Source organism: Corynebacterium sp. HMSC11D10 (assembly GCF_001806995.1).
In the GTDB taxonomy this organism is placed as follows: Bacteria; Actinomycetota; Actinomycetes; order Mycobacteriales; family Mycobacteriaceae; genus Corynebacterium; species Corynebacterium coyleae.
This window is the reverse complement of record NZ_KV787054.1, coordinates 1-19,004: the sequence shown is the minus strand read 5'-3', so window position 1 is coordinate 19,004 and position 19,004 is coordinate 1. Positions and strand designations below refer to the sequence as shown.

The 19,004-nt window shown below is 65.2% G+C and carries 17 protein-coding genes; 14 read left to right on the top strand and 3 right to left on the bottom strand.

Translation table 11 applies throughout. The annotated features are described in order from the left end of the window. Positions 1–40: 40 nt before the first annotated feature. Positions 41–1,447 carry a hypothetical protein gene (locus HMPREF3120_RS06970; protein ID WP_070451650.1) on the bottom strand — a complete coding sequence of 469 codons (1,407 nt, stop codon included), beginning with the start codon at positions 1,445–1,447 and terminating at the stop codon, positions 41–43. Positions 1,448–1,568: 121 nt separating this feature from the next. On the opposite strand from HMPREF3120_RS06970, the gene HMPREF3120_RS06965 reads away from it, so the two are divergent. The 8 genes from HMPREF3120_RS06965 to HMPREF3120_RS06930 are packed head-to-tail and all read left to right on the top strand — an operon-like array spanning position 1,569 to position 9,455. Then, a complete protein-coding gene (locus tag HMPREF3120_RS06965) occupies positions 1,569–4,478 on the top strand; it encodes a DUF4040 family protein (RefSeq protein ID WP_070451647.1) in 2,910 nt (969 codons plus the stop codon). 3 nt (positions 4,479–4,481) lie between these two features. After that, complete coding sequence (locus HMPREF3120_RS06960; RefSeq protein ID WP_070451646.1) at positions 4,482–4,943, top strand: sodium:proton antiporter; 462 nt, start codon at positions 4,482–4,484, stop codon at positions 4,941–4,943. Then, positions 4,943–6,448, top strand: a complete 1,506-nt coding sequence (locus HMPREF3120_RS06955; RefSeq protein WP_070451644.1) for a monovalent cation/H+ antiporter subunit D family protein — start codon at positions 4,943–4,945, stop codon at positions 6,446–6,448. The genes HMPREF3120_RS06960 and HMPREF3120_RS06955 overlap by 1 nt, the downstream gene beginning before the upstream one ends. Then, entirely contained in the window at positions 6,448–6,885 is a 438-nt protein-coding gene (locus HMPREF3120_RS06950) for a monovalent cation/H+ antiporter subunit E (RefSeq protein ID WP_070451642.1), read from the top strand. The genes HMPREF3120_RS06955 and HMPREF3120_RS06950 overlap by 1 nt, the downstream gene beginning before the upstream one ends. Then, the gene (locus tag HMPREF3120_RS06945; RefSeq protein WP_070451640.1) at positions 6,886–7,152 is read left to right on the top strand and encodes a cation:proton antiporter; all 267 of its coding nucleotides are present in this window, start codon (positions 6,886–6,888) and stop codon (positions 7,150–7,152) included. Further along, positions 7,152–7,463: a Na+/H+ antiporter subunit G gene (locus HMPREF3120_RS06940; RefSeq protein WP_070451638.1), complete on the top strand. Its 312-nt coding sequence runs from the start codon at positions 7,152–7,154 to the stop codon at positions 7,461–7,463. Before HMPREF3120_RS06945 ends, HMPREF3120_RS06940 begins: the two co-directional genes overlap by 1 nt. Before the next feature lie 12 nt (positions 7,464–7,475). Further along, positions 7,476–8,015: an RNA polymerase sigma factor gene (locus HMPREF3120_RS06935; RefSeq protein WP_070451636.1), complete on the top strand. Its 540-nt coding sequence runs from the start codon at positions 7,476–7,478 to the stop codon at positions 8,013–8,015. A 9-nt stretch (positions 8,016–8,024) separates the two neighbouring features. Further along, complete coding sequence (locus tag HMPREF3120_RS06930; protein ID WP_070451634.1) at positions 8,025–9,455, top strand: YkvI family membrane protein; 1,431 nt, start codon at positions 8,025–8,027, stop codon at positions 9,453–9,455. 3 nt (positions 9,456–9,458) lie between these two features. Here the strand turns inward: HMPREF3120_RS06930 and HMPREF3120_RS06925 are convergent, their stop codons facing one another. Beyond that, positions 9,459–10,487, bottom strand: a complete 1,029-nt coding sequence (locus HMPREF3120_RS06925) for an aspartate-semialdehyde dehydrogenase (RefSeq protein ID WP_070451632.1) — start codon at positions 10,485–10,487, stop codon at positions 9,459–9,461. Positions 10,488–10,500: 13 nt separating this feature from the next. Next, a complete protein-coding gene (locus HMPREF3120_RS06920) occupies positions 10,501–11,766 on the bottom strand; it encodes an aspartate kinase (RefSeq protein WP_070451630.1) in 1,266 nt (421 codons plus the stop codon). A gap of 91 nt (positions 11,767–11,857) precedes the next feature. On the opposite strand from HMPREF3120_RS06920, the gene HMPREF3120_RS06915 reads away from it, so the two are divergent. The 6 genes from HMPREF3120_RS06915 (at position 11,858) to HMPREF3120_RS06890 (ending at position 18,972) form a co-directional block, all read left to right on the top strand. Further along, positions 11,858–12,688, top strand: a complete 831-nt coding sequence (locus HMPREF3120_RS06915) for a DMT family transporter (protein ID WP_070614348.1) — start codon at positions 11,858–11,860, stop codon at positions 12,686–12,688. Positions 12,689–12,835: 147 nt separating this feature from the next. Continuing rightward, positions 12,836–14,647, top strand: coding sequence for a 2-isopropylmalate synthase (leuA, locus tag HMPREF3120_RS06910; protein WP_070451628.1), 1,812 nt, complete (start codon positions 12,836–12,838; stop codon positions 14,645–14,647). A 59-nt stretch (positions 14,648–14,706) separates the two neighbouring features. Then, a complete protein-coding gene (locus HMPREF3120_RS12155) occupies positions 14,707–15,912 on the top strand; it encodes a hypothetical protein (protein ID WP_070451626.1) in 1,206 nt (401 codons plus the stop codon). A 13-nt stretch (positions 15,913–15,925) separates the two neighbouring features. Next, positions 15,926–16,909, top strand: coding sequence for an exonuclease domain-containing protein (locus HMPREF3120_RS06900; protein WP_070451624.1), 984 nt, complete (start codon positions 15,926–15,928; stop codon positions 16,907–16,909). 10 nt (positions 16,910–16,919) lie between these two features. Then, on the top strand, positions 16,920–18,206 hold the full coding sequence (locus tag HMPREF3120_RS06895; protein WP_070451622.1) for a Mur ligase family protein: 1,287 nt from the start codon (positions 16,920–16,922) through the stop codon (positions 18,204–18,206). Beyond that, the gene (locus tag HMPREF3120_RS06890) at positions 18,199–18,972 is read left to right on the top strand and encodes a type 1 glutamine amidotransferase (RefSeq protein ID WP_070451621.1); all 774 of its coding nucleotides are present in this window, start codon (positions 18,199–18,201) and stop codon (positions 18,970–18,972) included. Before HMPREF3120_RS06895 ends, HMPREF3120_RS06890 begins: the two co-directional genes overlap by 8 nt. The last annotated feature ends 32 nt before the right edge of the window (positions 18,973–19,004 follow it).

Genomic DNA, 19,004 nt, shown 5'->3' with positions numbered 1-19,004 from the left:
ATAGATGACATCACATTTTAGAGGCGTACTGGACGCATGTCTAGGTGACGGTTTGCTCGGCGGTTCGGCGCCATACCCCCGCCAGCCCCGCTGCGGCGAGCAACGCGGACAGCAGCAATGCTGCGACCACACCGCGGTAATCGCCGCCATTGCCGGCGGCGGACACGGCGGTGGTTGCCCAGTGCATAGGAGCGGCCTGCGAAAGCGCTGCCCACACCGCGTCCACCTGCGCGGTGGTGGCGGTGCGCCAGACCCAACCGACGAGACCGGTCTGCGCCAGCGCAACCACCGCGGCGACCCCCAACCCGATCGCAGGGCCGCACAGGCGCATCAGCACTGCCGCCAACCCCGTTGAGGCGAGCGTGCCAGCCAGCAGGCCAGCAGCCACCACCGCGTACTCCTGTGCGCCGAAACCTGCGCCGAGGACACCGGCCAGGATGGTGCCGGCCGCCGCGATAACGATTGCGCCGGGGATGATGATCCACCGGCGGGTGCGCGTCGATAGGCAAAATGCTGCTGCGAGTGCCGTACCGCCCAGCACTGCCATCGCCGCGAGCAACATCGCGGCAATAGGCGCAAGCGTCGAACGGGTCTGCTCCGCACCCGGGCTACCCGGCGCGGCCGCGGGCACCGGAAGTGCTGCACGCACCGCGGAGACCTTGTCGGCGTTCATGCCTGCCATCTGGTCGATCTTTTGCACGCCGGCGACCAACTCGTCGATACCGCCAGTGGCCTGTGCGGTCTGGCCCTGCAACTCGCGCAGGCCCGCTGCCAACTCGGCAGCGCCGTTGGTGGCTGTATATATACCGTCGTGGTAGCTGTACCCCGGAACGGCGAGCTGGTTAGCAAGGTCGCGGGAACCGTCGCGCAGTTGGTTCATCTTCGCCACCACATCCGGCGGCAACTGGGCCGTCTGGGCTTGCTCGCGCAGACCTTTGAGCGAGTCGCGGGCCTGGACCGCATCCGGATCCTTCGCGTCCTTCAACTCGGCGAGCGAGCGGTCAATCGCGCCGACCACCTGGCCGCGCACCGCCTCAAAACCGGTGACCTGGTTGACCACCTCGCCGATGGAGTCCGCCAACTGGGTCGCGCCCGCGCCCAACTGGCCGGTACCGGCTTGGAGTTGCACCATGCCGTCGGACAACTGCTGGGAGCCGGTCTGGGCGGCAGCGAGGGCGTCGAGAAGCTGCTGCGTCTGGCCCTGCGCCTCACCAACACCTTCGGCCAACTTGCCGGCACCCTCCTTGAGCACCTTCGCCTGCTGGCCAGCCTCACCGGCCGCACGGCGTGCATCCCCAAGATTGTCAGCACCAACCTGCGGGGCGCCGGACACCTCCGCATCGCGCGCGGCGTTCGCCCACGTGGACGCCGGGGACAACGGCATAAACACGCCAACCACCAGCGCTAACAGAGCACACACCAACCGCAACGCGTTGTCCGATTTCATGCAACTGTTCTTATCACCAGTCACATGTGTTCTGCGGGAGGCGCACCGCCCGCTTATGCAGCTTGATACTGTCTTTAACGTTCATTGCCAATCCCTTACAAACCTTTGAAAAGGGTTCACCATGACTCTCCCCCTCGTCATCGGGCTCGTTGCAGCAACGGTGGTGCTTTCACCGCTGCTGGTGCGAGTCATGGACAGGAAAGCCGGGTACCCGCTCGCAGTGCTGCTGTTCGCTGCCGCAGGTGTGCTGGGCACCAACTTCACCGACGTTTCCCAAGGCAGCGACCTGTTGTGGTCGTTTGTGTGGGCGCGCGATGTGATGGGTACCGGCTCCGCGATCGAGTTCGCACTGCGCGCCGACGGTTTAGGCATCTTCTTCGCACTGCTTGCGCTGGTCATCGGCGGTGTGGTGTTCGTCTACTCCGCCGCCTACCTGCCAGCAAGGCAGGGCAACACGAGTTTCTACACCATCATGACGGCCTTCACGCTGTCCGTGCTGTTGCTTGTGCTTGCCGACGACGCCGTGCTGCTCTTCATCGCCTGGGAACTCGTCTCCATTGCGTCGTTCATGCTGATCGCCCGATCTGGCTCGTCTGGTGAGGCCGGTTCGTACCGCACCCTGATCCTGACCTTCTTCGGTGGCCTGACGCTTTTGGCGGGCCTTGCGGTCGCCGCCATCCAGGCAGGCACGACGCGCCTGGCGGGTATTTTGGCCGCGGACGTGTGGGGCGACAACCGCGTCACCGTTGTCGTGGCGCTGCTCATCGCGTTCTCCGCGTTTACCAAGGCTGCGCAGTTCCCGTTCCACTTCTGGCTGCCGGAAGCCATGGCTGCCGCCACCCCGGTGTCCGCGTTCCTGCACGCCGCCGCCGTGGTCAAGGCCGGCGTGTACTTGCTGCTGCGCTTCTCGACGATCTTCCACGACGTCGCCGCATGGAACTACCTGCTGGTCATCGTCGGCCTGTTCACGGCGATCATGTCGGCGTGCTTCGCCATCACCAAGACGGACCTGAAGCACCTCACCGCCTACTCCACGGTGTCGCACCTGGGCTGGATCGTCGCCGCTATCGGCGTCGGCTCCCCCATCGGCCTGGCTGCCGCGCTGACCCACACGTTGGCGCACGCACTGTTTAAGTCCTCGCTGTTCATGCTCATCGGTGTGGTCGACCACGAGGCCGGCACCCGCGACATGCGCCGCCTGGGCAAGCTTTACGACAAGATGCCGTTCACGTTCGCCTCCACCGTGGTCGCGGCCGCCTCCATGGCCGCGGTTCCACCGCTGTTCGGCTTCGTGTCCAAGGAATCCATCCTCGACGCCTTCCACGAAGCTCCCTACGGCATGGCCCTGCTCATCATCGCCGGCTTCGCCGCGTTCCTGACGTTCCTGTACTCGCTGAAGATTGTCTTCGGCGCGTTCGTGGACGGCCCGAAGGACATGTCGCACGTCCACGAAGCTCCCGTCGCCCTCTGGCTGCCGGCGGCTCTGCCGGGCTGGATGTCCGTCGTCCTGCCGTTCATGCTGTTCTGGGTAGACAACCCCGTCTCCGCAGGCGTGCGCGCGATTACTGGCGACGACACCTTCACCACCCACCTCGCCATCTGGCACGGCCTGACCCCGCCGTTCATCGTCTCCCTGATCGTCCTGGTCGCCGGCGTGATCTTCGCCGTAGCCTTCCGCAAACCCGTCTTCGCGGCACTGCGCAACAAGCAACTGCTGCCTGCCGACGGCCCCGACATTCTCTTCCGGATCACCCGCGGCCTGTCCGACTTCGGCGAGCAACTGGGCAAGCTGGCCGACGGCTTCAACCCGTCACGCCACCTCTTCCCACTGCTGGCCTCCGTCACCGCCATGGGCCTGTGCGTCATCGGCCTCACCGACGGCATCGACGGTGTGACCCCAGCCGACCGCGCCGAAGGCCTCGACGTGTGGTGGGACCTCATCCCATTCGCCATCATCGCCATGTCGGTCCTTGGCATGGTGTTCACCCGCTCCCGCCTGGCCTCCGCCGTACTGCTGGGCACCGTGGGCGTGGGCATGACCCTGCAAATGTTCATGCTCGGCGCCCCGGACGTGGCGCTCACCCAATTCCTCGTCGAGGCACTCACCGTCGTGGTCATTCTGGTCGTACTGCGCTACCAGCCGCGCGTCTTCCCGGAGACGAAGCCTCGTCGTAAAGCACTTGCTGCTGTATTCGCACTGCTCGCCGGCGTCGTTGCCTTCTTCGGCGTCTACGGACTGACCGGCCGCCGCGGCCGCTCCGAACTCGCCGAGTGGTACCTCACCGAAGGCGGCGACGTCACCGGTGCCGACAACATCGTCGCCGTGATCATCGTGGAATTCCGTGGCTTCGATACCCTCGGCGAACTCTCCGTACTCGGCATGGCCGCCGTGGTCATCGCCGCCGTGGTTGCCTCCATGCCGCGCCACCTCTTCGAAGCCGGCACGCGCCCGCGCCCGTTCGGCCAATCGCAGCTCAACTCCATCCCACTGCGCAAGGCTGCCGCGCTTGTCGCCCCGGTACTCGTCGTACTGTCGGTGCTCATCTTCTTCCGCGGCCACACCGCACCAGGCGGCGGCTTCGTCGCAGCTCTGGTCATGGCAACCGCATTCGCCATCAACTACCTCTCCCGCGGCTCGGATGCCGACGTGGTGAAGAACTTCACCCCAATCCGCCTGACCGGCTGGGGCATCATCATCGCGATCTCCTCCGGCTTCCTCGGCTTCATCGAAGGCGGCTTCATGTACGCCATCCACGGCGAGATCGCCGGCGAACACATGACCACCTCCCTGATCTTCGACTTTGGCATCTACCTCGCCGTGCTTGGCATGGTCACCGCCGCCATCAACGCACTCGGCGGCTACCTCCGCCCCGGCGCCGACCTGTCCGACCTGGACTACTCGCGCGACGAAGCCGAAAACCCACTGCCGTCCATCCCCGAGCCGCTACCGCCGGAAAACCCGGTGGACGCACACCCCGACCCGATCAACCCGGCACACGACCCGCAGCCGGTCATCACGAAGGAGCCTTAACCCATGGTCATGGCACTTACCATCGCGGTCCTCGTCGCGGGATCCATCTACCTCGTACTCCAACGCGGCATGGTGCGCATCGTCTTCGGCATGTCCCTATTCGGCCACGCCTCCAACCTCACCCTGCTCGCCGCAGGCGTGGGCTCCTGGCGCGGCGAAGCATTCCCCTCCCGCGTCCCCTTCGAGGACATGGGCGACCCGTTGCCGCAGGCATTTGTGCTGACCGCCATCGTCATCGCAATGGCAACCACCACGATCCTGCTTATGCTCGCATCGCTCGGGCGTAACGACGACACCGCCGAGCAACCCACCGGCACCGACGCCGGCTACTCCAAGATGTGGCTCAGCCCCTCCGCGCTGTCCACCGCCGGCCGCAACGCGCGCCTCAACCCCAAGAAGCTGGAAGAGATCCGCGCACGCGAGATCAGCCACGTCACCAACGATGATCTGAAGGTGAAAGACTAATGGCCGTCGACGCAATCCTGCCTATCTTCGTTGCGCTACCGCTGATCGTCTCCGCGGTCACGGCGCTGAGCCCCTGGAGGAAGCTCAACAACACGCTCGCCATCGCCATCCCGGCGATCAACCTGGCAATGGGCGTGTGGCTCTACCTCTACACCGCTGAGCACGGCACGATCGCCCACGTCATCGGCCTGTACCAAGGCGGCGTTGGCATCTCGTTCGCCGCGGATACGTTCTCCGCGGTGATGATCGTGACCACCATGATCGTGGCGCTGACCTCCAACTGGTTCGCCATCGCCGTCGGCGAAACCCAAGCACGCTTCTACACACCGTTGTCGCTGGTGCTGATCACCGGCGTGTGCGGCGCGCTGCTCACCGCGGACCTGTTCAACTTCTTCGTCATGATCGAGGTCTGCCTCCTGCCCTCCTACGGCCTGATCGCCATGTCGGGCACCCGCCACCGCCTGCTGTCGGCGCGTATGTTCGTGCTGGTCAACCTGGCGGCGTCGACAATGCTGGTGCTCGGCGTGGGCTACCTCTACGCGGTCACCGGCGTGGTCAACCTCGCCTCCCTGCAGGGTGTGGCTGCGGGCAACGGCCCGGCGACGGTGGCCACTGGCATCGTCGTCATCGCGATTGCTGCGAAGGCGGGCGTGTTCCCCGTCTACACCTGGCTGCCGCGCACCTACCCGTCCACCTCGGCCGCCGTGATGGGCCTGTTCTCCGGCCTGCACACCAAGGTCGCCGTCTACATGCTCTTCCGCATCTGGGTGATCATGTTCGACATGGACCCGCGCTGGAACACCCTGCTGATTGTGGTCATGGTCATCTCCATGATCATCGGCGGCTACGCAGGCCTGGCGGAATCCACCATGCGCCGCGTGCTCGCCTACCAGATGGTCAACGGCATGCCGTTCATCCTCATCATGCTGGCATTCACTAACGACGACGCCCGCTACGCCCTGGCCGCCGGCCTGCTCTACACCCTGCACCACATGATCACCATCGCCGCACTGGTGCTCAACTCCGGCGCGATCGAAGAAACCTACGGCACCGGCACCATGGCCAAACTCTCCGGCATCGCGCGGCGCGACCCATGGACGTCTGCGGTCTTCGTCGCCGGCGCGTTCTCCATCGTCGGCTTCCCGCCATTTTCCGGCATCTTCGGCAAAGTCACCATCGTGCTCGCCGCCGCAACACCCGGCGACTGGCGCTCCTGGGTGGCCATCACCGCCATCATCGTCGCCTCCTTCGGCGCCCTGCTGTCCATGATGCGCCTGTGGCAACGCGTCTTCTGGGGCCGGCCCATGCAGCACTACCCCGAAGCACTCAACGTGCGAGTGAGCTTCATGCTGCCGTCCGCGGTGCTCATGATCCTCTCGCTCGGCATGTTCATCTTCGCCGGCCAAATGTGGGAGGTCACCACCACCGCAGTCGACGACCTGCTCAACGTCGACGCCTACACCAGCGCCGTACTTGGCGACGACTCCATCGGAGGCGATAACTAATGCGAGGCATCATCCACGCCGCGGGCTACACCTGCTGGATCATCAAAGAAATCTTCGCCGCCGGCTTCGACGCGGTGTTCAAGGCATTCAACCCAGCGGCCAAAATCGAACCGATTGTCATCTACTACCCCATGCGCCTGCACACCGACTGGGAAGTGTTCTGGTTCACCACCTCCATCACCGCCACCCCAGGCACCCTCTCCATGGGCCTGCGCCACCCCACCGAGCCCGGCGGCCCCATCACCCTGCTGGTGCAAGCCGCGTTCGGCTCCGACCCGGAAGACATCATCGCTGGGCTGGCGGATATGGAGGAGCACGTGCGGCCGTCGCTACGCAATAGCCCCATCGACCCGAAAACCGTCACCTGGGAGCCCTACGTCGACCAGGGCCCCACGCCTGACGACGACACCGTCCCGCCCGCAGAAAGGATGAACTAAATGTTTGTCACCATCATGCAGGCCTGCCTCATCATCATGGCCATCTGCCTGCTCATCTCCCTTGCAGCAGTCATCCTGACCAAAGACGAACTGTCGCGCGCCGTCATGGCCGACATGATCTTCTACGGCATGATCGCCATCTTCCTCGTCTGGACGCTGTGGAACACCTCTTCCATCGCCTACGAGATCCCCATCCTCGCCGGCATCGTCTGCGGCGTGGTCCCAACGATCTCCATGGCCCGCATCATCTCGAGAGGACGCCGCTAATGACCATCCCCGAAATCATCGTCGCAGCCCTGGTCATCCTGGCCACCATCTGCGTCATCGCAGCCACCATCCTGCAACTGCGCGCCCCCGACGCGCTGACGCGTGTCAACCTGCTCGGCCCCCTGGTAGTCATTGCGTTTCCGATCCTGGTCATCGCGAAACTCATCTACTCCTGGTCCACCACCGGCTTCGACCTCAACGACTTCATCCGCGCCATCCTGGCCATCCTCGGCGTCTGGATCGTCGGCTCCGTCGCCTCCTTCATCATGGGCCGCTCCCTCTACGGCGTGACGGTGTCCGACAAACTGTAATCTCTACAGGTTGTGAGCAGGAACGACGAAGGCTACATCACCGAACTGGCGCTACGCGCCGGCCGCGGTGACAAAGCCGCGCTCACCGAATTCATCCGCCTCACCCAAGACGACGTATGGCGCCTGCTCGCCCACCTCGCCGGCCCCCAACACGCCGACGACCTCACCCAAGAGACCTACCTGCGCGTCCTCGGCTCCCTGCCGCGCTTCCAGGCACGCTCATCCGCCCGCACGTGGCTGCTCTCGCTCGCGCGGCGCGCCTGGGTCGACTCCGTCCGCCACGACATGGCACGCCCCCGCAAGTCCGCCGCCGAATACGAAACCGTCGCCGCCTCCGACCCCAGCCCCGACAACCCCAACACGTGGGGTGACGTCATCGACGCGCGCTCGCTTCTCGACGACCTCCCCGCCGAACGCCGCGAAGCACTCGTATTAACGCAGGTCCTGGGCTATACCTACGAGGAAGCCGCGAAGATCGCAGGCGTGCGTGTGGGCACCATCCGGTCCCGGGTTGCGCGGGCCCGTCGCGACATCATCGCTGGCACCGAGTAAATTATCTACATGCTGAAAAAAGCCTTACTTATCTCTGCCGCGTTCATCGGCACCGTGGTCGGCGCAGGCTTCGCGTCCGGCCAGGAGGCCATGCTGTACTTTTCCGCCTTCGGCACCCAGGGCCTGTGGGGAGCGATCCTCTCCTCCGCCCTCATGCTGATCGCAGGCGTAACCATCCTCCAGCTCGGCTCGTTCTTCCAAGCCAAGGAGCATATGGAAGTGCTGGGCATGATTTCGTCGAAAGTCATGGGCTGGATCTTGGACATCGCCACCATTGTGACGCTGTTCTCCATCGGCTTTGTCATGTTCGCCGGTGCTGGTGCCAACCTCAACCAACAGTTCGGCCTGCCCGTGTGGATCGGCGCGGTGCTCATGCTGCTGATGACGCTTGGCTTCGGCATGCTGGACGTGGACAAGGTCACCGGCGCTATCGGTGCGCTGACCCCGTTCCTGCTCATCTTCGTCATCGTCGGCTGTGGCTGGACCCTGGTCAACGGCCACCCCGACTGGGACGCCCTCAACATCGCCGCATCCAACGTGGAGACGTCACTGCCGAATTGGTGGGTCGCCGCCCTGAACTACACGGGCCTGAACATCATCTGCGTGACGTCCATGGCCATCGTCATCGGCGGTAACCAACTGGACACCCGCGCTGCCGGCCTCGGCGGCCTGCTGGGCGGCGTGGGCTACCTGGTCATGCTGATCCTGCTGGCGCTGTCGCTGCTGGTGAAGATCGAGACCGTCGAAGGCGACGACATGCCGCTTCTGACCCTGATCACCGAACTCAACCCGACCATGGGCACCATCATGGCCCTAGTCATCTTCGGCATGATCTTCGCCACCTCGCTGAGCATGTTCTACGCCCTGGGCAAGCGCCTCGCCCGCGGCCGCGAAGAACGATTCCGCCTCATCTTCGTCGCCGCCTGCCTGATTGGCTTCGCCCTGTCGTTCGTGGGCTTCCAGTCGCTGGTGTCCACCGTCTACCCGATCCTGGGTTACCTGGGCATCCTGCTGATCACCGTGATGACCCTGGCGTGGCTTCGCGGCATCCCGAAACTGCGCAAGGAAGGCGACCGTCGCCGCCGCGCCCTGGAACTGACGCGCAAGAAGATGGACCCGAGCGAGCGCTTTACCAAGAACGAGGAACGCGAACTCGAGTACATCACGTCCAAGTCCAACGTGGATGAGGAGGAACTCGTCGAGGCACTCGAGGAGGAAGTTGCGCAAGAGCTTCTCGACGACGACGAGATCGACTACGACGAAGAAGACCGCGAAAGCCCCTCCGACCTGGTCTACATCTCCTACACGGAGCCCGTGTCGGCCGAGGAATACAAGGCGAACCCGGACGAGCCGTGGAACGACAGCACCGTCGACGACATGATCGCCGCCGAGGAGGCAGCCGAAGCCGCCGAGCGCGAGGAAGAGGAGCGCCGCCTCTAGCGGCTAGACCAGCAGCTCGGCGATCTGGATCGTGTTCAGCGCGGCACCCTTGCGCAGGTTGTCGCCGGAGACCACGAACACAAGGCCGCGGTTGCCGTCGATGGTCTGGTCCTGGCGGATGCGGCCGACAAGGGAGTCGTCGATACCCGTTGCCTCGCGCGGGGTGGGCACCTCGACGACGCGCACGCCCGGCGCGCCCTCGAGCACCTCGGCGGCACGCTCCGGGGTGATTTCCTTGTCAAACTCCGCGTGCACCACCATCGTGTGCCCCGTGAACACCGGGATGCGCACGCAGGTGCCTGCGACCTTGAGTTCCGGGATGCCCAGGATGCGGCGGGATTCGTTGCGCAGTTTTTGTTCTTCGTCGGTTTCGAAGGTGCCGTCGTCGACAATCGAGCCCGCCATCGGCAGGGCGTTGAACGCGATCGGGGCGACGTACGGGCCGAAATCGCTGTTCTTGTCGGTCACACCGTCACGCACCAGCACGTGCGGGTCTCCCAACTCGGCGACCTGGTTCGCCAGCGTATCCACGCCGGCGAGGCCAGAGCCGGAAACGGCCTGGTAGGAGGAGACGCGAAGGGTGCGCAGCCCGGCTTCGTCGTGAAGCGGCTTGAGCACCGGCATCGCGGCCATGGTGGTGCAGTTCGGGTTAGCGATGATGCCCTTGGCCAGGTTCTTCACCGTCTCCGGGTTCACCTCAGACACAACGAGCGGGACGTCGGTGTCCTTGCGCCACGCCGAGGAGTTATCCACCACGGTCGCACCGGCCGCCGCGAACACGGGCGCCCACTCGCGCGACGTGGAACCACCGGCGGAAAACAGGGCGATGTCCACGTCGGCGACGGACTCCTCCGTGACCTTGGTCAGATCCTCGACGACGATGTCCTCGCCGCGGAACTCAATCGTCTTGCCGGCAGAGCGCGGCGACGCGAAGAAGCGCACCTTATCCGCCGGGAAGTTACGTTCGGTGAGGATGTCGCGCATCACGCGGCCAACCTGGCCAGTCGCGCCAACAACAGCAAGCGTGGTCATCTACAAAAACTCCTTAACGTCCAGTGCCTGCGTACACCACGGCCGGCTCGTCGCCGCCGAGGTCAAACTTCGAGTGGATCGCGCGCGCCGCCTCGGCCACGTCGGCCTTGCGCACCACGGCGGTGATGCGAATCTCGGAGGTGGTGATCATCTCGATGTTGATGCCCGCGTCGCGCAGCGCGTCGCAGAAATCAGCGGTCACGCCCGGGTGGGACTTCATGCCGGCGCCGACGAGCGATACCTTGCCGATCTCATCGTCGTACGTAATGTCGTCCCAACCTTCGTTGACCTGCATGGCGCGCAGCAGTTCCATGGTGGCGGCGCCGCTGGCCTTCGGCAGGGTGAAGGTGATGTCCGTCTTGTTGTCCTCGATGTTGGAGATGTTCTGGATCACCATGTCGATGTTCACCTCAGCGTCCGCGAGCGCGCGGAACACCTTGGCGGCCTCGCCCACCTCGTCGGTGATGCCCAGGATGGTGATCTTGCCTTCCGAATCGTCGGTGGCCACACCGGTGAGAACTGCTTCTTCCATGGGGATATCCTCCAATGCTCCGGCGACCAGGGTGCCGGTGTCGTTGCTGTAAGACGAGCGCACCCGCAGGGGCACGTTAAAGGCACGCGCGTACTCGACGCTGCGCAGTACAAGAATTTTGGAACCGCTGGCGGCCAGCTCGAGCATCTCCTCGAAGCAAAGCTTGTCCAGTTTGCGGGCGTCGGCCACGATGCGCGGGTCTGCGGTGTAGACGCCGTCGACGTCCGAGTAGATCTCGCACTCGTCGGCGTTCAATGCGGCGGCGAGCGCGACGGCGGTGGTGTCGGAGCCGCCGCGGCCAAGCGTGGTGACGTCCTTCGTTTCACGGTTCACGCCCTGGAAGCCGGCGACGATGGCGATGTTGCCCTCGTCGATAGCTTCCTTCACACGCCCGGGCGTGACCTCGATGATGCGGGCGTTGCCGTGGCGCTCCGTGGTGATCACGCCGGCCTGGGAGCCGGTAAAGGACTGCACCTTCTCCCCCAGCGCGTCGACCGCCATGGCAACCAGCGAGTTGGAGATGCGCTCGCCTGCGGTGAGCAGCATGTCCATCTCGCGTGCCGGCGGGGTCGGGTTGACCTGTGCTGCCAGGTCGAGCAGTTCGTCGGTGGTGTCACCCATTGCCGAGCAGACCACCACCACATCGTTTCCTGCCCGGCGCGTCTCCACAATGCGCCGGGCGACCGCGTTGATGCGCTCGGCGCTTTCTAACGAAGATCCTCCGTATTTCTGGACAATCAGTGCCATGTCAGCCTCCCACGGATCCTTCGTGCATTCCAACGGTCAAGAATAGCGTCCCAAAAGCGTTGGTTGGCGTCTCTCGCTAATATCATTCACCGTGCATAGTATTTTTCTCGCCGTTGTCTTCGCGCTGCTTTCCGCGGCGACGATGGCGGCGGGCACCGTGTGGCGCCACCGGATCATGCGCGACGGAAGTTCCGTAGTGAAATCCATGCGTCGGCCGGCGTGGTGGGCGTCGATGGGGCTGGCGTTTCTCGCCTACGGTTTCCAGGCCGCGGCGTTAGCGTTTGGCACCCTGCTGGTAGTGCAGCCGATCCTGGCGCTCTCCCTCATGCTCACGCTGGTGTTTTCGGCGCGCGCGGAGCATCGCCGGATGCACCAGGCGGAGGCGTTTTGGGCGATCGTCCTCACCGCGAGTGTGGCGAGTGTGATCGTGTTCGGCCGCCCCATCCCCGGCGAGCGCGAGCCCGCGACCTGGGAGTGGGCCACCGTGGTGGGGGTCGGTGCGGTGGTCTCCATACTCGCATTGGCCATTGCTTCTCGACGACGCCCCAACACCCGCGCACTCATCGACGGCATCATCTGCGGCGCCATGTTCGGCTTCCAGGCCGTGTTCTCCAAGGTGGCCGTGGACGCGTTCGTCCACGGCGGCATCTCTGGACTGCTCGCCTCCTGGCAACTGTGGGCCATGTTGGTCGCGGCGACCGCCGGCACCATCGTGCAGCAATACGCCTTCGCCGCCGGCAACCTGGCCACCTCCCTGCCAGCCTCCAAGATCGTCGAACCCCTGCTGGCGTTCTCGCTCAGTCTGACGTTGCTGGGTGAAAGCTTCAGGCACCAGTCGGTGTTGGGGTACGTGTTGGTGGGGTCGTCGATAAGCGTGATGCTCATCTCGGCGGCATTCCTCACACGCGTTTCCATAAAGTGATGTAGGGTGTGACGCATGTCGCAACGGACGCTTCTCCTTCTACGCCGCGGCGGGAATCAGGCCCACTAACACGGCCGGCACCCCGTCGCGGAGTTTCTCATTGCCGGCCGTGGACACCCCCACCCCCGACAATGAAGGAACCAAACAATGTCCGACTTCTTTGCACCCCGCGAAATCCAAACCCCCTCCGGCCCACGCAACGAAGGCCAACCCGCCTGGAACAAGCAGCGCGGCTCCCAAATGCCAGTCGAGCGCTACCTGACGTTCGCCCAAGAGGTAGAAGACATCACCCTGCCGGACCGCACCTGGCCCGACAAGAAAATCACGCACGCGCCACAGTGGTGCGCGGTTGACCTGCGCGACGGCAACCAAGCCCTGATCGACCCCATGAGCCCCGAACGCAAGCGCCGCATGTTCAACCTGCTGGTGGAAATGGGGTTCAAGGAGATCGAGGTCGGCTTCCCCTCCGCATCGCAGACGGACTTTGATTTCGTGCGCGAGATCATCGAAAAGGACATGATTCCCGACGACGTCACCATCCAGGTCCTCGTCCAAGCCCGCGAGCACCTGATCCGCCGCACGTTCGAAGCCTGCGCAGGCGCGAAGAACGTCATCGTCCACTTCTACAACTCCACCTCCAAACTGCAACGCCGCGTGGTGTTCCGCAAGGACCGCGACCAGATCAAGGCCCTGGCCACCGACGCCGCCGAACTGATCAAAACCATCGCCGCCGACTACCCCGACACCAACTGGCGCTGGGAATACTCCCCCGAATCCTTCACGGGCACCGAGTTGGAGTTTGCGAAGGAGGTCTGCGACGCGGTCGTCGCAAAGATGGGCGCCACGGCCGACAACCCGATGATCATCAACCTGCCCGCCACCGTGGAAATGATCACCCCCAACGTGTACGCCGACTCCATCGAATGGATGCACCGCAACCTGGCCAACCGCGAGGCCGTGATCTTGTCACTGCACCCCCACAACGACCGCGGCACCGGCGTCGCCGCAGCCGAACTCGGCTACCTCGCCGGCGGCGACCGCATCGAAGGCTGCCTGTTCGGCAACGGCGAACGCACCGGCAACGTCGACCTGATCACCCTCGGCCTGAACATGCTCACCCAAGGCGTCGACCCCCAAATCGACTTCTCCGACATCACCCGCATCCGCGACGTCGTCGAATACTGCAACCAACTGCGCGTGCCGGAGCGCCACCCATACGGCGGCGACCTCGTCTTCACCGCATTCTCCGGCTCCCACCAAGACGCCATCAACAAGGGCCTCGACGCGCTCGCCCAAACCGTCCGCCCCGACGCCACCAGCGAAGACGTCACCTGGGACGAACTGCGCGACACCACCTGGGAAGTGCCCTACCTGCCCATCGACCCGAAGGACGTCGGCCGCACCTACGAAGCCGTCATCCGCGTCAACTCCCAATCCGGCAAGGGTGGCGTTGCCTACATCATGAAGACCGACCACGGCATCAACATGCCCAAGGCCATGCAGCCCGAATTCTCCGCCGTGGTGCAAAACATCACCGACTCCGAAGGCGGCGAAGTCAACTCCAAGAACATGTGGGACATCTTCGCTCAGACGTACCTCGACCTGGACACCCCGCTGGACCTGGCGTCCTACCGCATCGACGCCGCCGAAGAAGAGGGCGAAGACACGCGCGTGTCGGCGGTGGTGTCGTACGAGGGGGCTCGTCGAGAAGTGCAAGGCTCCGGCAACGGCCCCATCGCGGCATTCGCCAACGCACTCGAGCAAATCGGCATTGACTTCGAAGTGCAGGACTACTCGCAGCGCGCCCGCACCGCAGGCGACGACGCCGACGCAGCCTGCTACATCTACGCCGACGTCGACGGCACCTCCGCCTGGGGCGTAGGCATCGCCGGCTCCACCACACGTGCCTCCCTCGAAGCGATCGTGTCGGCTGTGAACCGCTCCTACGTCAAGAACTAGGCCGCCCTGCCCAAGAGGTCTATACTTGGGCACACCTTTACAGGCGGTGAGGAGAACGGATGCGAACGTACGCGGTACCCGGTGGGGGATTTGACGTCCCCATCGAGCAACCGCGTATCGACGACCCCACCGCCACCCCCTTCACCGCCACCCTCAACCCCCTCGACCGAGGCGGGTTCGAGGTACTGCGCGGTGACGCCGTGGTTGGCACGCTCAGCGCCGGACGCCGCGCCGACCTCGACCACATCGCCCGCCACGGCTTCGCACCCCAAGTGCGCGCGCGTATCGACGGCAACGACATCGTCCTCGACCTCGCCGTCCCCAGCCTCTCCATCCCCACCAACGAACCACCCCGCGCCCCCTGGGTCCTCCTCCCCAGCGGCCAGACGTACGCGGTCGGCCCGTACGAGACCGACCAGCACCCCGCCCAAGTCCTCGCCGTCATTGCTCCGGATGGGGACGTGTCGGTCGATGGGCGGGTCGTCGCAAAGCTAGAGGCCCCGGAGCTTGCCGACACGATCGCCGACCTCACCGCGCGCGACCTCACCGTCGTCGCCCGCGGCACCGCCGACGGACACACGCTGACCATCGACGCCGCACCCCACACCGGCGACCTCAACATCTCACCCCTGCCATTCTTGCCCGCCCTGCCACGCGAGAACGACACCGGATTCTTCGCCACCGTCGACGCCGAAGCCGCAGCCCTCGCCGCCGACACCGAAGACAACGCCGAACTCGACACCGCAGGCAACAGTGGCATCGCCGGCCGACTCGTCGCCGCCGGAGCCGCCGTCATCGCCGTCGCCGTCACCGTCGTCGGCACCACCATGATCAGCGCATCCTGGCGCGAAGACCAAAGCTCCGTCTCCCCCTTCCCCGAAACCGTCACCAACACGACCACGTCGGAATCGTCGGAATCGTCTGAGTCGGAGACGCCCGAGACGTCCGAACCGTCGGAGGCGTCGGAGTCATCGGAATCGCCCGAGCCTTCCGAAGCACCCGCGCCAAGCGCCCCCGCCGTGCGCGTGCCCACCCCGCAGCAGCAACTGCCCGTACCGGCACCTGCGCCCGCTCCCGCACCTGCCCCGGCGCCTGCGCCCGCACCCGCACCCGCTCCGGCACAAGAGCAAGCACCGGCTCCTGCCCCCGCACCCGCACCTGCCCCGGCGCCCGACCCACGCCCATACGAATACTCCATCGGCGGCTTCAAAGTCCGATCCAACGCCCCGCTCGACCGCCCGCTGTATGAGGTCACCGAGCCGTAGTACCCTCTGAACAATGAGTGACTACCCCTTCGTCGCAGTATTCGTGCAGGCAACCGGCATCCACCCGGCCACCGCACGCCTGCTCACCATCGACGCAGTCACCTTCGACGCCTCCGGCCGCATCGGCGAAGACTTCCACGCCGTGATCAACCCCGGCACCGACCCCGGCCCCGCCCACACCCACGGCCTCACCCCACACGACTTCGCCCAAGCGCCACGCTTCTCCCGCCACCTGCGCACGCTGGACAAACTTCTCGACGGCCGCACCCTCATCGTCCACGACGCCCCCACCACCTGGGGCTTCATCGTCTCCGAGGCGAAACGTGCCATGAACGCCGCCGCCCGCGCCAACCGCTCACGCCGCGGCCGAGGCAACAAACGACGCCAACGCGTCGGACACGTGCCGCGGCCGGAGATGATTGTGGACGTGCTGGCGTCGTCGCAACGCAATGGCCACATCCCCACAGACACCCGCATCAACGCAGTCGCCAACATGATTGGCGTCGCATCCCCACCCGCAACCGCATCGCTTGAGCGCGCGCACACCCCCGAAGCCGAATTCTCCCGCGAACAAACCCTCAAACTCATCGCCATGTACCTCCACATGGCCGACAACCCCGCCACCTGCAACCCCGCCGACCTCACCGGCGACAAATTCGGCCTCCAACGAAGCGCCATACGCGTCGACGCCGAAAAAGCCCCCGCACTCACCACCAACCCCGGCACGCTCGGCAACGACGGGCTCAAACCCGGCATGGAATTCGTCATCTCCGACGACATCACCCGCAACCCCGACGACCTCATCGACGCCGCCATGCGCGCCGGCCTGACCTACCGCGAAAAACTCACCCGCGAAACCTCCGTCGCCGTCTCCGACGCCAAACTCCACGGCGCCGAACTGCGCGGCAAAGCCATGCACGCCGACCGCAAAAACATCCCCGTCGTCTCCGGCGACGAATTCGTCCGCCTACTAGGAGACATGACCCCCGCAGAGTAGCCTTGTGCGCATGCAAGGACCCATCTCCCGAGCCCGGGCACGCCTAGCGACGACCGCAGCCAACCTCGCCACCGCAGCCTCCCGCGCCACCGGACGCGGCGCCGGCGGCATGATCGGCGGCCTCGTCGCAGGCGCGATCGACCCGAACATCATGGCCACCCTCGGCGGCGGCCGCCCCACCGTGCTGGTCACCGGCACCAACGGCAAATCCACCACCACCCGCATGCTCGCCGGCGCCGTGCGCACGAAACACACCGTGGCCACCAACGACGGCGGCGACAACATGGACGCCGGCATCATCTCCGCCCTCCTCGCCGGCAAAGACGCGGAGGCCATCGTGCTCGAGTGCGACGAACTGCACGTCCCCAAAGTTGCCGAGCGCCTGCAGCCGAAAGCGTTCGTCCTGCTGAACCTCACGCGCGACCAATTGGACCGCGTCGGCGAGATCAACTCCATCGAACGCGCGCTACGTGGGGCGGTGATGGCGCATCCGGATGCGGTGGTCGTCGCTAATTGCGATGATGTGCTCATCTCCTCAATCGCCTACGACCACCCCAACGTCATCTGGGTCGCCGCGGGCGCCGGCTGGCTCGGCGACTCCGTGACCAACCCACGCTCCGGCGGGCACATCGTGCGTTCCTCCGTCACGCACGACGAAGAAACTGACTGGTACGCCGTCGAACCACTCCCCGACGGCCGCGAATTCCGCCGCCCCACCCCGCAGTACACCGTCACCGACAACGCCCTGCAAACCCCTCAAGGCGCGGCGGTACTCGACCTGAAACTGCCCGGGCGCGCGAACCGGGGCAACGCCGCCCAAGCCATCGCGTGCGCCGTCGAGGCCTTCGGGGTGCCGCTCGACGACGCGGTGCGCGCCGCCAGCGAAGTGGACAACGTCGCCGGTCGCTACACCACCGTCCACCTCGGCGAACACGACATCCACCTGCTGCTGGCCAAGAATCCCGCCGGCTGGCAGGAGGCACTGTCGATGATCGACCGCGACGCCGACGGCGTGGTCATCGCCGTCAACGCCAAGCAGGGCGACGGCGAGGACGTCTCGTGGCTGTGGGACGTGAAGTTCGAGGATTTCGGCGACACCCACGTCGTCGCCGCCGGCGAGCGCGCCACTGACCTTGCGGTGCGCCTGACGTACGGCGGCATTGACCACGAGCGCATCCCCGACCCTGTGGAGGCGATTCGTGCCTGCCCTCCGGGTCGCGTGGAGGTGTTGGCCAACTACACGGCGTTGCTGAATCTGCGCCGCGCGCTGTCGAAGCAGGAGGATTACCGTGCCTAAACTCACCATTGGTCTTGTGTTGCCCGACGTGTTGGGCACGTACGGCGATGATGGCAATGCGTTGGTGTTGCGTGAGCGTGCGCGTCTGCGTGGTTTCGATGTGCACATCGAGCGCTTTTTGCTTAACGACGACATCCCCGCCACCTGTGACATCTACACCCTCGGCGGCGGCGAGGACTCCGCCCAGTTGATCGCCGCTGCCCGCCTGAACGCCTCGCCGGGGCTGCAGGCGGCTGCCGCTGATGGTCGTCCGGTCTTCGCGGTGTGCGCCGGTTTGCAGGTGTTGGGGCATACGTTCCGTGCGCATGGCGAGGAGGTTGAGGGCGTGGGGCTTCTGGACATCACCACGTCGCCGTTGGATACCCGCGCGACGGGCGAACTCCTGTCCGAGCCGACGCAGGCCGGCATCACCGCCGAACTGACCGAGCCGCTAACTGGTTTTGAGAACCACATGGGCGCCACCGTGCTCGGCCCTGAGGCGGAGGCGCTGGGTGTGGTGACGCGCGGCGTCGGCAACGGTGTGCCTGCCGGTGCTGGTGCTGCCGCAACCGCAGCACCGAGCACCGCCACACGCACAGACGCGAAAGTGGATGGCGTGGTGCAGGGCAGCGTGATCGCCACATACATGCACGGTCCGGCGCTCGCGCGAAACCCGCAGTTGGCGGATTTGCTCATTGCACGCGCGCTGGACGTGCCGCTTGCGGAGTTGGCTCCGCTTGATCTCGAGGATGTTGCCCAACTACGTCGGGAACGCCTCGCCAAATAGTTGGTCCATTGCCCCGTGGTTGGTGTTTTTCA

Coding starts and splice junctions, on each gene's coding strand:
- HMPREF3120_RS06970 (WP_070451650.1), bottom strand. CDS start 1,447: ATGAAATCGGACAACGCGTTGCGGTTGGTGTGTGCTCTGTTAGCGCTG.
- HMPREF3120_RS06965 (WP_070451647.1), top strand. CDS start 1,569: ATGACTCTCCCCCTCGTCATCGGGCTCGTTGCAGCAACGGTGGTGCTT.
- HMPREF3120_RS06960 (WP_070451646.1), top strand. CDS start 4,482: ATGGTCATGGCACTTACCATCGCGGTCCTCGTCGCGGGATCCATCTAC.
- HMPREF3120_RS06955 (WP_070451644.1), top strand. CDS start 4,943: ATGGCCGTCGACGCAATCCTGCCTATCTTCGTTGCGCTACCGCTGATC.
- HMPREF3120_RS06950 (WP_070451642.1), top strand. CDS start 6,448: ATGCGAGGCATCATCCACGCCGCGGGCTACACCTGCTGGATCATCAAA.
- HMPREF3120_RS06945 (WP_070451640.1), top strand. CDS start 6,886: ATGTTTGTCACCATCATGCAGGCCTGCCTCATCATCATGGCCATCTGC.
- HMPREF3120_RS06940 (WP_070451638.1), top strand. CDS start 7,152: ATGACCATCCCCGAAATCATCGTCGCAGCCCTGGTCATCCTGGCCACC.
- HMPREF3120_RS06930 (WP_070451634.1), top strand. CDS start 8,025: ATGCTGAAAAAAGCCTTACTTATCTCTGCCGCGTTCATCGGCACCGTG.
- HMPREF3120_RS06925 (WP_070451632.1), bottom strand. CDS start 10,487: ATGACCACGCTTGCTGTTGTTGGCGCGACTGGCCAGGTTGGCCGCGTG.
- HMPREF3120_RS06920 (WP_070451630.1), bottom strand. CDS start 11,766: ATGGCACTGATTGTCCAGAAATACGGAGGATCTTCGTTAGAAAGCGCC.
- leuA (WP_070451628.1), top strand. CDS start 12,836: ATGTCCGACTTCTTTGCACCCCGCGAAATCCAAACCCCCTCCGGCCCA.
- HMPREF3120_RS12155 (WP_070451626.1), top strand. CDS start 14,707: ATGCGAACGTACGCGGTACCCGGTGGGGGATTTGACGTCCCCATCGAG.
- HMPREF3120_RS06900 (WP_070451624.1), top strand. CDS start 15,926: ATGAGTGACTACCCCTTCGTCGCAGTATTCGTGCAGGCAACCGGCATC.
- HMPREF3120_RS06895 (WP_070451622.1), top strand. CDS start 16,920: ATGCAAGGACCCATCTCCCGAGCCCGGGCACGCCTAGCGACGACCGCA.